The sequence below is a fragment of the Saccharothrix violaceirubra genome (genome assembly GCF_014203755.1).
Classification (GTDB): Bacteria; Actinomycetota; Actinomycetes; order Mycobacteriales; family Pseudonocardiaceae; genus Actinosynnema; species Actinosynnema violaceirubrum.
In genome coordinates, this window is record NZ_JACHJS010000001.1 from 6,718,805 (window position 1) to 6,731,681 (window position 12,877).

A 12,877-nucleotide genomic window follows, 5' to 3' on the forward strand; every position below is an offset into this window, starting at 1 on the left:
GCAACAGCATGACCGGGAGTCAAACCTCAATCAATAGAATGATCGAGCGGGGATCGGTTTCCCGCACTTCGGTACCAGATCACACCCAGCAGACGAAACCTGTTGAGAACAAACGACTTGCGGTGATACCACCGCACGGGAACGACACAGGTAGTACCGTCCCGGTCTGGTCCGTGCAGGTCAGACCGGGACGACTGCCGTTCGGGACCGGACTCTGCCGCTCGCTGATCAAGCGTTCGGGCACACACCGGGCACACGTCACACGCTCATTCCGTGCTCGTGACCAGCACCGATGCCGCACCGCAGACCGCGAACCAAATCGGGACGCCTCAGCAGTCAATCGGCTCGGCGTCCCTGCGACCGCGTGCGCCAACGAGCGGAAGACGCCGAGCGCCGGTCTGGCTACGGCGTCCACAGCGCAGGAGCGGACGCGACCACCAGGCGGGGCGCGAACCGCTGAGTCGGTGCGGGAAGGCTCATCAGACCCTCGACCACATCGGACAGCGAACCGGTGCGCTCCCACACGATGCCGGGCGGCTCGTCGCCGTCCGCGCGCAGCGCCATCGCGTCGGAGTCGCCGTGCACGCGAAGTGCGTCATGCCAGCCATCCGGCCAGAGCCGGTAGCCGTCCACCCTGGCGGGGATGCCGTCAACGACGTCGTGGTGCACGAACCGCCATCCCGCGTCCCGGATGGCGACCAGTCCCGTCAACGCGGGGAACGCACGCACGGCTGCCTCGTCGCTCATACCGCACCGCTCCGCGCACGGGTCGGGATGCCGGTCCGGATGCCGAGGTGCGGCAGCGGGTTGCCGTTGATCCGGTGCACCACCCGGTGCCCGATGAACGCTCGTCGGCCGTGCAACCAGCGGTGGTTGTCGAGGACGTAGCCCTGCCCGGCGCTCAGGTCCAGTTCGCGCACGTGCTGCTCGATCGCCGCGCGCAGCGTCGGCAACGACCGTTCCACGTCCGGCGAGAACTGCACGAGATCGTCTTGCCTCAGCCTGACGGTGACCCGCCCGTCGTCGTACTCGGTGAAGATCGCCCCGAGGTGCCCGGACGCACCGCCGAACAGCACGGACCTCGGCGCACGCAGCGCCGCGAGCGCATCGGGTTCGGTCTCGGCAAGCGTTTCGTAGACCGCGAGTCCGTCGAACAGCACGCATTGACCGCCGCTCGTCGCGCGCCGCGAACAGCCCAACATCAGCAGCGCGGGCGGGTTGGCGACACCGGAGCGATCCGTGTGCGGCGCAAGCGCGCACGAGCTGAACCCCGCGAACCCGCTCGCGTCCGAACCGAGGTCCACCAGGGTGGTCACGCCGTCCGACGCGCTGTCCCGGTGCGGAACCACCGTGGCGACGGACTGAGCGAGCCGCAGCACGTCCGCCGAGTCCGACAGCCCGTCCACGAGCACCAGGCCGTGACGAGCCAGCGCATCCGCCACGGCCGCCTTGTCATCGGCCGCGATCCAAGCCCTGCCCAACGGGTCATTCATCGTCCCTACCTCCCGAAACACCGGCTTCGTGGAGGCCATGGGAACGCGCTCGACTCGCAAGCGTCCAGTGACAACCTGTCAACCCAGCGTCGCATGTCATCACGTGACGTAGTGCTAGCTTGCCGATGAGCGGTTCGCGCACGCCTTGTGGAGGTCAGCACCGATGAGCCAGTTCAGCTACCCCGTCTCGATCAAGGGCGTGGTGGTGCGCGACGACCGGGTGTTGCTGCTGAAGAACGTGCGCGACGAGTGGGAACTACCCGGTGGCCGGATCGAGCCGGGCGAGACGCCCGAGGAGTGCGTGGCACGGGAGATCACCGAGGAAACGCGGTGGAACGTCACCACCGGGCCGATCCTCGACACGTGGATGTACTACATCAACGTGGCTGAGAAGAACGTGTTCATCGTGACCTACGGCTGCCACCCCGAAGACGATGCCGAACCCGTGCTTTCCCATGAGCACAAGGAAGTCGGCTTGTTCACCGAGTCCGAGGTGCACGGACTGAACATGCCGGACGGCTACAAGCGCTCGATCACGACTTGGTTCGCGCGTCTGCGTGAAACCGATCGGGAACTGATCCGGTAGGCGGTCATGACAGGCGGACGATGCGAAGCGTGCGGGGCTGAGCTGAGCAGGCTCGCCGTCGAGCCTGTCTGTCCAACGTGCCACGCGAGCACTCGCCACGCACCGCCGATCATGCCCGTTCGCCCGCTGACACCAGCCGTCTGGTTTGTGGTCGGCACCAGAGGCAGCAGCGGCGCTGAGACCGCGATCTGGCGGTGATTCTGCGGCTCTACCGTCGCGTGAACAGCCTCAATCAGGAACGACTCGCCGCGCTGCTCGGCTATGACAAGACCTACGTGTCCATGATCGAGACCGGTCGGCGCACGATCAGCGACGTCACCACCCGACGCCACATCGCCCGCGTGCTCGGCTTGCCGATGCACGTCCTCGGTGTGACCGACAACGACGACGCCGACTTCGCCGCGATGATCCAGTTCGGTGACTCGACCATCCGACTCGCCGAGATCGCCCGCCAGTCCGGCCGCGCCGTGGACGCGGTCAACGAGCTTTGGCCACTCGTCGCCAGGTTGGAGGCTCGCGCCGCCGAAGGCCGCGCCGAACGCGACACGATGATCCTGCTCGGGCAGGGCAGGGCGGCACTCGGCGTCTCGTTGGGCACCGTTCTGCCCGAGGAACGCTTGGCCGCTGCGGCGCGCTGGACCGGTAAGGCCCTCGTCGTCGCCGAGCGACTGGGTGACCCCGCGTTCCTCGCGCACGCGCTCCGGATGCACGGCGACGAGCTGCGCAAGGCCGATCACGTCGGGGCGGCAGTCGCACACCTGAGCCGATCGGTAGCTGTGTCCAGCGATCGGGAAGGCCAAGGCACTGCGTTCGCGCTGCTCGCACGGGCGGCAGGCGAACAGGGGAACCCGGACCTCTTCGACCACGCGATCACCGGCTACCGCGCCCTACTCGACACGGGAGCGGGACGCGGGATGCTGTTCAATCCGTTCACCTTCCGCGAGATCGGACTACGCGGCCTGATCTCGACCGGCCGCGCCGCCGAGGCCGTACACGCAATGCAGTCCGACCAGAGGGCCGGAACACCTGCCGCGCCACAGTGGCACATCATCGAACGTGTGACAGCCGGGCAAGTGCTGCTCGCAGCCCAGCACCAGGACGGCGCGGCAGAGGCGTTCCGAACGGCCCTGACCGCTGCCGAGGTCCACAGGCTGCCGCACCAGGTGCAACGCACGATCCGGGCAGCCGACGACGCGGGCCTCACCGAGATCACTACCGAGGGCCGTGCCGCTCTCCAACGATTCAACGGTATTGCCGCAACGCTTTCCGGCCTAAATGTTGCCCTCACCTTCTTCATTCTGCGAGCCGCGCTCGGACAATTGGATGTCCTCCATCAGGACATGAACAACCAGGAGGCCCGGCATCGGGAGGCACTGCAAGCTCAAGAGCAACGAAGAGTAGAAGAGGAAGAGCAGGCCCAAACCGAGCTAACTCGGCAGGAAAAACGACACGCGGACGAGTCCGGGCGCGCGCAGGCACAGCTTGCCAACGCACAAGCGCAGCTTGCACTGCAAGCGAACTCCGTACAGATCGCACAGGCCAGCGCGATGCAGGCACAGCGAGAAGCAGCAAGAACTCGCCTAGACTTCACCGCCCCCGCTGTTCGATCGAACTCGACAGCGCGCTAGTGAACCTGTACCGACAGGGGAGCCAAGAGCCGCAAGAAATCCAAGACGACCTCAAGCTCGACGAGGAAGTCAACAAGCAGTACCTGGAGGTGATCATCACCTTCACCATCAAGAACTGGGGTCGCGAGCCGGTTACCTACTCACTGGGGAGCCCCTGGGAAAACACTGGCTCCTACATCCTGTACCCAGACGCTCCGCAGAGGCTCTGGTGGAAGTACCGCACCTCCGTTGACCACTGGATGCGGATATCCACAGGAGAAGCCAGCATATACAGGAGCGAGGAAAGGCCGGACGGTCCCACGAATTTGATCACACTCTGGGTTCCGGTCGACAATCTCGACAGCACGGTCAACGACATGCACAAATGGGACTCGTACATCATGCCAATAACCGTCAACCGCCTAAGCGTGGTGGCACACCCGGGAACGCGCATATCGACAACCGCCCGGAAAATCACCCACTTTAAGCGTGAATGGATACCCCTCCGAGAAGAGAACGCATAGCCGTCAACTCACGTTCGTCTGGGACACCTGCGCGGAGAAGGTGGCCTTGGGGTCACGCCTCGTACGCGCGAGACGGTAGACGACCGGTCGGCGAGGGGGCGTTCGGATCACCATTCGGCTCATTCGGATCAGCTCCCGGGACGCGATCCGAACGGTCTGAATGGTGATCCGGATGACGGGTCACAAGTCGAGCGACCAGACCGAGCCCTGCCCGAAGCCCTGTCGGGTGGTGTCGATCCCGGCGCGCTTGCGGGCACGCTTCAACGTCGCCTCGGCGATGCCGTCCGCTCGTGCGGCCTTGATGATCTCGGCTGCCTTGCCACTGCCGCCGTGCTGGATCAGGTAGTCGCGCAACCACCCGGCAGCCTCGTCCCGCTCGGAACGCGCCTCGGGATCGACATCGGTCTAGGCGAGGATGTCGCGCACGTTGCGCGCAGTCTCGCCCACCATCACCAGCCGACCGACCTCGGCGGGACCAGCCGCAGGCACTACGAATCGGCGATCAGGGTCCACCTCAAGCCGCACATCGGGCACGTTCCGCCGAACCGGCTCCGCGTGAGCCACCTCAACGAGATGTTCGCCAAGATCGCGGAGAACAACGACGAGATCATCTCGGCGTACGCTGCGCGTCGGGCAGTGGATGACGCGCGCAAGCAGGCCACCAGGCGAACGGATCAACGCGCATTCCGGGCGCAGCTCCGCGAGATGCCGCCGTTCCGCCGAACGACCGGACCGGCCCCACAGCACCGGCTGAGGGCAACGCTGCGAGCGTCCCTGAACGACGCCATCGCGCAGCAGATCATCACGTTCAACCGGGCTGCTCATGTCGAGTTGGACCCCGCCAAGCGACCCAAGGCGCTGGTGTGGACGACTGAGCGTGTCGAGCAGTGGCAGCGGACCGGCGAGAAGCCGTCACCGGTCATGGTCTGGACCCCGGATCAGACCGGCGACTTCCTCGACCTGGTCCACGAGGACCGGCTGTACGCGCGCTACCACCTGATCGCCTTCCGGGGGCTGCGCCGAGGCGAAGCGTGCGGGCTCCGGTGGGCCGACGTCGATCTGAACGCGAAGACGGCGACGGTCGCGACTCAGCTCGTGCTCGAGGGCTGGGAGGTCGAGGAGGGCGACCCGAAGACGTCCAGCGGCGCTCGCGTGATCGCCTTGGACGGCGAGACGGTCAAGGTGCTGCGCGCACACAAGGCGCAGCAAGCAGCCGAGAAGCTGAAGTGGGGTGAAGCGTGGATCGACACCGGCCGCGTGTTCACCGAGGCGGACGGCACGCTGCTGCACTCCGGCAAGGTGTCCGAGGCGTTCGAGAAGATCGTGCGCACCTCGGACCTTCCGCCGGTCCGACTGCACGACCTCCGGCACGGCGCGGCCACGCTCGCGCTCGCCGGTGGTGCTGACCTGAAGACCGTGCAGGAGATGCTTGATCACTCGTCCATCACGATCACGTCGGACATCTACACGAGCGTGTTGCCCGAGGTCGCGCACCGGGCGGCAGAGGCAGCGGCCCAGCTCGTCCCGCGCAGGTCCACCGGGACCGATGGGCACACTTCGGGCACACACGACGCCCGAGACGGTTCAGCTCTACTGCTCGTCGCCAACCCGGGAAATGAGAAAAGACCAGGTCAGACGCGCTGACCTGGTCTTCCATCCCACCGAGCCGCCTATCGGAATCGAACCGATGACCTGCTCATTACGAGTGAGCCGCTCTGGCCGACTGAGCTAAGGCGGCGAGACGTGACAACTATAGCCCATGATCCGACCGTCACCGATCGGGGGGTGGGTCGTTAGCCCTCCTGGTGACCCGGCTCACGTCGGGTGGCTGCGGTGACCTCGTCCGAAGGGTCTTGTTCACCCGTTCGGTTGGAGTCTTTCCGGCGGGGTGGCCGCGTGGTTGTCTGTCGTCCACACCGGGCCGAACCCTGCACCGGCTGCGTGGTGGTGATGTCCTTCCGCGCGGTCGCCCCGGTTCCTAGCCCCGGTGCAGGGTGGTGAGCATTGCTTCGACGGCGATGCGTGGTTTCACGTTCAGCTCCAACGCCTCTCGACAGGCGAGTACGGCCTCCAAACGCCGCAACGTCGACTCGGGTGACCACTCGGCCGCCGCCGCGGCCGACTCGGCGGCGCGGTCCGGGTGGTTGAGGACCACACCGGCCGCGGACACGAGCACGTCCCGGTAGAACGCGGCCAGGTCGACGAGCGCCTGGTCCAACGAGTCGCGCTGGGTGCGGGTCGCCCGGGACTTCTGGCGCTTCTCCAAGTCCTTCAGCGCGCCCTTCGCGCCACGCGTGGCCGCCGCCGTCCCCTTGCCCGTGCCGCCCGCGCCCATCGCGGTCTCAAGGGCCGTGCGTTCGGCTTCGTCCTGACCTTCGTGCGCGCCCGCCGCGTCCTCCTCGGCCGCGCGCACGAGGGAGTCCGCGCAGGTGAAGATGTCGACCGGCCTGCGCAGGGCGAGCGGGATCCGCAGCACGGCCTCACGTCGCGCGCGCGCCTTGTCGTCGGTGGCCAGCCGCCGGGCCCGGCCGACGTGCCCGCCGCACACCGACGCCGCCCAGTCCGCCAAGTCGGCGGCCACGCCCTCGGTCACCAAAGCGGACGCGATGGACGCCGCGCGCGGCGTGCCCAGCGGCACGATCCGGCACCGCGAACGGATCGTCACGGACACGTCCTCGGGGTGGTCGGACGGCGCGCAGAGCAGGAACACGGTCCGCTCCGGCGGCTCCTCCACGGCCTTGAGCAGCGCGTTCGCCGCGCCTTCGGTCAACCGGTCGGCTTCGGCGACGATGACGACCTGCCAACGGCCGGACGTCGGCCGCCGCGCCGAAACCTGGACCAAGGACCGCATCTCGGCCACCGAGATCGACAGTCCCTCGGGGGCGACCACGCGGACGTCGGCGTGCGTGCCGGCCGTCGTCGTGTGGCACCCGGCGCACACCCCGCAGCCGGGCCGGTCGTCGGTGGCCACGCACTGGAGGGCCGCCGCGAACGCCCGTGCCGTGGCCGCCTGCCCGGAACCGGGCGGTCCGGTGAACAGCCACGCGTGTGTCATCGCGCCGGGCGCGGGCGTCCCGCCGGCCACGATCGACGCCGCCGCCTCGGCGGCGGCCCCCAGCACCGCGACCGCCTCGGGCTGGCCGACGACCCCACTCCACACACCGCTCACCGGGCCGAAGGTACCCAAGCCGTCAGGTGCTCTCGACGACCGGTTCGGACGTCCTGGGCACCAGCGGCACGACGGCGGCGAGCACGCGTTCGGCGATCTCGTCCTCGGTGCCGTCCGCGTCGACCACCACGTAGCGGTCCGGGTCCGCGGCGGCCATGTCGGTCAGGAGTTTCTGCACACGCCAGTGGTGCTCGACCGTGTCCATGGCGAGGCCCGGTTCGAGGTCGGCGGCGGGGGTGCGGTCCAACAACACCGTCACGTCGGGGCGCAGCCGGCCGGTCGCCCATTCGACCAGGCCTTCCAGTTCCCGGGTCTCGATGCTGCCCGCCGCGCTGAAGTGCGCCAACGGACTGTCGACGTACCGCTCCATCACCACGATCGCGCCCTTGGCCAGGGCCGGTCGCACCTCGCGTTCGACCACGTCGGCACGCACGGCCGCCGCGACCAGCGCATGTGCGCGCACGCCCGCGAGGTCGGCCGTGGACAACACGTTGCGCAGGCGCCGCTCGTCCAGGTCCGGGTCGGAGGCCAGCAACACGTCCAGGCCGTTCGCGCGCAACGCCTCGGCCAGGCGACGGGCCTGGGCTGCGGTGTCCAGCCGGGTGTCGCCCTCGACCGCGATCAGCAGGCCGCCCGCCCGCCGACGACCGCGCAACGCCGCCATCAGGTCGGACAGGATCGGCTCGGACCTGCGGTCGTCCATCAGCCGGTACGAGATCAGGCCCACCGCCGTGGCCAGCAGGCTCGCGCCGAACAGCACCGGGCGGGTGCCGTCGACCTTGAAGTCGTGGTCGAAGAACGTGACGACCCGGGGCTGCACCAGCGTGACCAGCAGCGGGCTGATGATCACCGACAACCCGAGGATGATCTTGAGCAGCGACTGGACCAGGGCGACCATCCGGCCGCGCATGGCGTCCTCGACCTGCGAGCCGATGATCGTCAACCCGGTCAGGAACGCGATGCCGGCCGCCGCGCCGACGAACGCGACCGCGAGCAGCGCCACGCCCAGGTGCGGTGCCAGCGACACCACGACCAGGCTCAGGCCCGCGACCACGATCGTCACGCCGAACAGCCGGTTGTACGACAGCCGCCGCGCCAGCCGGGGCGCGGTCGCCATGCCGATCGCCAGGCCCGCGAACACCGCGATGAACAACGTGCCGTAAGCGCTCTCACCGCCGAGCAGGCTCAACGCGTACAGCTTGGCGCTGCCGATCACGCCGCCCGCCGCCGCGAACGCCCCGCTCATGCCGATCACCAGACCGCGCAGCAACGGCGTGCGCCACGCGTAGGCCAAGCCGTCGCGCATCATCACGAGGAAGCCGGGCCCACCCTCCTCGGAGCGCTTGCGGCGGGTCACGGCGATGCGCCCGGACAGCTCCGGGATGCGCACGGCGACCAGCACGGCCGAGGTGAGGTAGAGCAGGCCGTTGACCACCACGGCGATGATCGCGATGCGGAACCCGAGGTCGCCGTCGCGCACGTTGAGGTAGCCGGGGATGCCCGCGATCAGCGAGTACAGGCCGAAGCCGCTGATCGTGGAGATGCCGTAGGTCATCACCAGGCCGAGCTGGTTGGCGGTCTCGACCTGGTCGGGCCGGCGCAGCAGGTTCGGCACGGCCGAGTCCTTGGCCGGGATCCAGAGCATCGCGCAGCAGCCGACCAGGAAGTTCGCGATGAACAGCCACCAGGCCGTGCCGACGAACGCGATCGAGAGGAACAGGCAGCCGCGCGCGACGTCGCAGGCGACCATGACCTTGCGCCGGTCGAACCGGTCGGCGAGCACGCCGCCCAACGGCGCGAACAGCATGCCGGGCAGGAGCTGGGTGAGCACGACCGCGCTGAGCGCGAACCCCTCCCAGCCGTAGCCCTCGGCGAGCTTGGTGACCAGGCCCGTCAGCGCCAGCAGCGACAACCAGTCACCGACGCTGCACAGATAGGTGACACCCCACAGCCTGCGAAACGGGCGGATCGCCAGAACGCTGCGAATCCGCTTGCTCGTCGAGGCACCTGTGCCACTGTCCGAGATGACCGTCACCTCCTGCTTCCGTGCAGGCCAAGGGTAACCGGGAGGGTCGAGGACCCTGACCGCATCCACCGTTCGGGTGGTCGTGGCGGGTTCAGCGGAACAGGTCGACGACCGCCTCGATGATCGCACGGAGCACCGGGGAGATCGCGGCGATCAGGCCCAACAGCACCAGACATCCCAGCCAACCCCGGGATTTGCGCTGTTCAGGAGCTGTTCCGGGCGGCGTGGGCCGAGCGGGTGCGGGCGGTCGCACGACGGGCGCAGACCGGGCGGCCGGCAGTCTGACCTGCGGCGGCACGCCCTGACCGACGACCGCGGGCCGCGCACCGACACCCGGCGGCGGGACCCGACGTGCGGTGGCCCGGACCGGACCCCCGCTCGGCTTCGGCACCGACCGGTCGCCGGGCCGAGGCGGAACGGGACGACCGGCAGGCGACCGGACCGGTTGCCTGCTCGGCCCCGCCTGCGCCGGAACCGACCGCCCGACGACCGGCAGCGGGGCCGGTTGCCCGGTCGGTTCGACCGCAGCCGGACCGGATCGGTCGGCACGCGGACCCGACGACGTGAACCCCTCGCCCGTGACCAGGCCCGCGAGCGGGTCCGGGAACAGCGCGGGCGGTGGCGGCGGCTGCGTGCCGTCGGGTCCGAAGTCGCCCACCGCCACCCCGACCCTCAGCCCTTGGACTTCGCGGGAGCCTTCTTGCGGGCCGGCGCCTTCTTCTTCGGCGCCGGACCCTTGGCACGCTTCTCGGCGAGCAGCTCGGCCGCACGCTCGTCGGTCAGCCCTTCCACGCTGTCGGTCTTGCGCAGGGACGCGTTGACCTCGCCGTCGGTGACGTAAGGCCCGAAACGGCCCTCCTTCACCACCATCGGTTTGCCGGACACCGGGTCCGCACCCATCTCCTTCAACGGCGGCGCGGCGGCGGCGCGTCCCCGCTTCTTGGGCTCCGCGTAGATCTTCAGAGCCTCTTCCAGCGTGACCGTGAAGAGCTGGTCCTCGCCGGTCAGCGACCGCGAGTCCGTGCCGCGCTTGAGGTACGGCCCGTACCGGCCGTTCTGCGCGGTGATCTCCGCACCGGACTCCGGGTCCGTGCCCACCACGCGCGGCAGCGACAGCAGCTTCAACGCGTCGTCCAACGTCACCGTGTCCAGCGACATCGATTTGAACAGCGACCCGGTGCGCGGCTTGGGCGACTTCTTGCCCTCGGGCGGATCGGGCAGCACCTCGGTCACGTACGGCCCGAACCGGCCTTCCTTGGCCACGATCTCGTGCCCGGTGACCGGGTCGTTGCCCAGCGACCGGCCCTCCTGCGGGGTCGCGAACAGCTTCTCCGCGATCTCCCGGTCCAGCTCGTCGGGCGGCAGGTCGTCGGGCAGGTTCGCGCGCTGCGACGCGCCGTCGACCTCGCGCTCCAGGTACGGCCCGTACCGGCCGACGCGGACCACGACCGTGCGACCGTCGGCGTCGGCGAACAGCGGGATCGAGTTGACCTCGCGGGCGTCGATCGCCTCGACGCTGGACCCGACGAGCTTCTTGAGCCCACCCGACCGGCCGACCGACGACTCCGGCCCGACGTTGCCGCCGAAGTAGAACCCGGACAGCCACGTGGTGCGCTCCTGGCGACCGGCGGCGATGCCGTCCAGCTCGTCCTCCAGCGCGGCGGTGAAGTCGTAGTCGACGAGCCGGCCGAAGTGGTTCTCCAGCAGCCCGACCACGGCGAACGCCACCCACGAGGGGACCAGCGCGGACCCCTTCTTCCACACGTAGCCGCGGTCCTGGACCGTGCTGATGATCGACGCGTACGTGGAGGGCCGGCCGATGCCCAGCTCCTCCATGGTCTTGATCAGGCTGGCCTCGGTGAAGCGCGGCGGCGGGGACGTCGAGTGGCCGTCGGCGGACAGCTCGGCGGCGAGCACGGACTGGTCCTTGACCAGCTGCGGGAGCCGGGACTCGGCGTCGTCGGACTCGCCGCCGGCCTCCGAGTCGACCGTCTCCACGTACGCCTTGAGGAAGCCCGCGAACGTGATCGTGCGGCCGGACGCGGCGAACGTGGCCTCCTCGCCCGCCGTCGTGGTGCCGACGATCCGGACGCTGGTGGTGTTGCCGCGCGCGTCGGCCATCTGCGAGGCGATCGTGCGCTGCCAGATCAGCTCGTAGAGCTTGAACTCGTCGGACTCCAGCTCGCGCGCCACGGCGCCGGGCGTGCGGAACACCTCGCCGGCGGGCCGGATGGCCTCGTGCGCCTCCTGGGCGTTCTTGACCTTCCGGGTGTACTGGCGCGGCTCCTTGGCGACGTACTGGGCGCCGTACAGCTCGGTGGCCTGCGCGCGGGCGGCGGTGATCGCGGTCTCCGACAGCGTGGTGCTGTCGGTGCGCATGTAGGTGATGTAGCCGTTCTCGTACAGCTTCTGCGCGGTGCGCATGGTGCGGTCCGCGGAGAAGCGCAGCTTGCGGCCGGCCTCCTGCTGGAGGGTCGAGGTCATGAACGGCGCGTACGGCTTGCGCGTGTACGGCTTCTCCTCGACGGAGACGACCGTGAGCGTGGCGTCGACCAGACCGGTCGCGATGGCGCGGGCATGGTCCTCGTCGAGCACGCGGACTTCGGCGCCGGCCTTGAGGCGGCCGTCGGAGCCGAAGTCGCGGCCGGTGGCCAGGCGGGTGCCGTCCACGGCCACGAGCCGGGCGCCGAACGTGCGCGGCGTGGCCTGCTCGCCCGCGTCGAGGGTCGCCGAGACGTCCCAGTAGTTCGCGGACACGAAACGCATGCGCTCGCGTTCGCGCTCGACCACGATCCGGGTGGCCACGGACTGCACGCGGCCCGCCGACAGCTTCGGCATGACCTTCTTCCACAGCACGGGGCTGACCTCGTAGCCGTAGAGGCGGTCCAGGATGCGCCGCGTCTCCTGCGCGTCGACCAGGCTCTGGTCCAGGTCGCGCGGGTTGGCGGCGGCGGCCAGGATGGCGGGCTCGGTGATCTCGTGGAAGACCATCCGGCGCACGGGCACCTTGGGCTTGAGCGTGTCGAGCAGGTGCCAGGCGATGGCCTCGCCCTCGCGGTCGCCGTCTGTCGCCAGGTACAGCTCGTCGACGTCCTTGAGCAGTTCCTTCAGCTCGGCGACCGTCGACTTCTTGTCCGGCGTCACGACGTAGAGCGGCTCGAAGTCGTGGTCGACGTCGACGCCGAGGCGTGCCCAGGACTGGCCCTTGTACTTGGCGGGCACGTCGGCCGCGCCGCGCGGCAGGTCCCGGATGTGCCCCTTGGAGGACTCCACGACGAAGCCGGTGCCGAGGTAGGACGCGATCTTGCGCGCCTTGGCGGGCGACTCGACGATCACCAGTCGCCGGCTGCCCGTTCCCCCGCTGCTCTTCTTCGTCCGTGTCGTTCCAGCCACGCCGTCCCGCTCTCTTCGAATCCCGTCGTCCCGATCCGCCAGTGTGCACTGTCCTTTGTCGCCGACGGGCAGCCCTGGT

11 protein-coding genes and 1 tRNA gene are annotated in these 12,877 nt (G+C 69.0%); 4 read left to right on the top strand and 8 right to left on the bottom strand.

Going from position 1 to position 12,877, the window contains the following annotated elements; translation table 11 throughout:
- Positions 1-402: 402 nt before the first annotated feature.
- Both F4559_RS31005 and F4559_RS31010 read right to left on the bottom strand, forming a co-directional pair.
- On the bottom strand, positions 403-747 hold the full coding sequence (locus tag F4559_RS31005) for a hypothetical protein (protein ID WP_184674638.1): 345 nt from the start codon (positions 745-747) through the stop codon (positions 403-405).
- Positions 744-1,493 (bottom strand): TauD/TfdA family dioxygenase, encoded by a 750-nt coding sequence (locus F4559_RS31010; protein WP_184674639.1) that lies wholly within the window; start codon positions 1,491-1,493, stop codon positions 744-746. Before F4559_RS31010 ends, F4559_RS31005 begins: the two co-directional genes overlap by 4 nt.
- A gap of 163 nt (positions 1,494-1,656) precedes the next feature.
- Here F4559_RS31010 and F4559_RS31015 point away from each other — a divergent pair, with 163 nt between their 5' ends.
- The 3 genes from F4559_RS31015 (at position 1,657) to F4559_RS31025 (ending at position 4,210) form a co-directional block, all read left to right on the top strand.
- Positions 1,657-2,079, top strand: a complete 423-nt coding sequence (locus tag F4559_RS31015) for an NUDIX hydrolase (RefSeq protein ID WP_184674640.1) — start codon at positions 1,657-1,659, stop codon at positions 2,077-2,079.
- Positions 2,080-2,273: 194 nt separating this feature from the next.
- On the top strand, positions 2,274-3,707 hold the full coding sequence (locus F4559_RS31020; RefSeq protein ID WP_221447432.1) for a helix-turn-helix transcriptional regulator: 1,434 nt from the start codon (positions 2,274-2,276) through the stop codon (positions 3,705-3,707).
- Positions 3,707-4,210 (top strand): hypothetical protein, encoded by a 504-nt coding sequence (locus tag F4559_RS31025; protein ID WP_184674641.1) that lies wholly within the window; start codon positions 3,707-3,709, stop codon positions 4,208-4,210. Before F4559_RS31020 ends, F4559_RS31025 begins: the two co-directional genes overlap by 1 nt.
- 180 nt (positions 4,211-4,390) lie before the next feature.
- On the opposite strand, the gene F4559_RS31030 is transcribed toward F4559_RS31025, so the two are convergent.
- Positions 4,391-4,564 (bottom strand): hypothetical protein, encoded by a 174-nt coding sequence (locus F4559_RS31030; protein WP_184674642.1) that lies wholly within the window; start codon positions 4,562-4,564, stop codon positions 4,391-4,393.
- Positions 4,565-4,765: 201 nt separating this feature from the next.
- On the opposite strand from F4559_RS31030, the gene F4559_RS31035 reads away from it, so the two are divergent.
- Positions 4,766-5,854: a site-specific integrase gene (locus F4559_RS31035; protein ID WP_221447433.1), complete on the top strand. Its 1,089-nt coding sequence runs from the start codon at positions 4,766-4,768 to the stop codon at positions 5,852-5,854.
- Between the two features lie 20 nt (positions 5,855-5,874).
- Here F4559_RS31035 and F4559_RS31040 read toward each other — a convergent pair.
- The 5 genes from F4559_RS31040 to topA form a co-directional block, all read right to left on the bottom strand.
- Positions 5,875-5,948: transfer RNA gene (locus tag F4559_RS31040), tRNA-Thr, on the bottom strand.
- 240 nt (positions 5,949-6,188) lie between these two features.
- Complete coding sequence (locus tag F4559_RS31045; RefSeq protein WP_312865908.1) at positions 6,189-7,379, bottom strand: DNA polymerase III subunit delta'; 1,191 nt, start codon at positions 7,377-7,379, stop codon at positions 6,189-6,191.
- A gap of 22 nt (positions 7,380-7,401) precedes the next feature.
- Positions 7,402-9,414 carry a bifunctional MFS transporter/dTMP kinase gene (locus F4559_RS31050; protein WP_184674644.1) on the bottom strand — a complete coding sequence of 671 codons (2,013 nt, stop codon included), beginning with the start codon at positions 9,412-9,414 and terminating at the stop codon, positions 7,402-7,404.
- An 82-nt stretch (positions 9,415-9,496) separates the two neighbouring features.
- A complete protein-coding gene (locus F4559_RS31055) occupies positions 9,497-10,063 on the bottom strand; it encodes a hypothetical protein (RefSeq protein ID WP_184674645.1) in 567 nt (188 codons plus the stop codon).
- A 14-nt stretch (positions 10,064-10,077) separates the two neighbouring features.
- Positions 10,078-12,798, bottom strand: coding sequence for a type I DNA topoisomerase (gene topA / locus F4559_RS31060; protein WP_184674646.1), 2,721 nt, complete (start codon positions 12,796-12,798; stop codon positions 10,078-10,080).
- Positions 12,799-12,877: the final 79 nt, after the last annotated feature.

Coding starts and splice junctions, on each gene's coding strand:
- F4559_RS31010 (WP_184674639.1), bottom strand. CDS start 1,493: ATGAATGACCCGTTGGGCAGGGCTTGGATCGCGGCCGATGACAAGGCG.
- F4559_RS31015 (WP_184674640.1), top strand. CDS start 1,657: ATGAGCCAGTTCAGCTACCCCGTCTCGATCAAGGGCGTGGTGGTGCGC.
- F4559_RS31005 (WP_184674638.1), bottom strand. CDS start 747: ATGAGCGACGAGGCAGCCGTGCGTGCGTTCCCCGCGTTGACGGGACTG.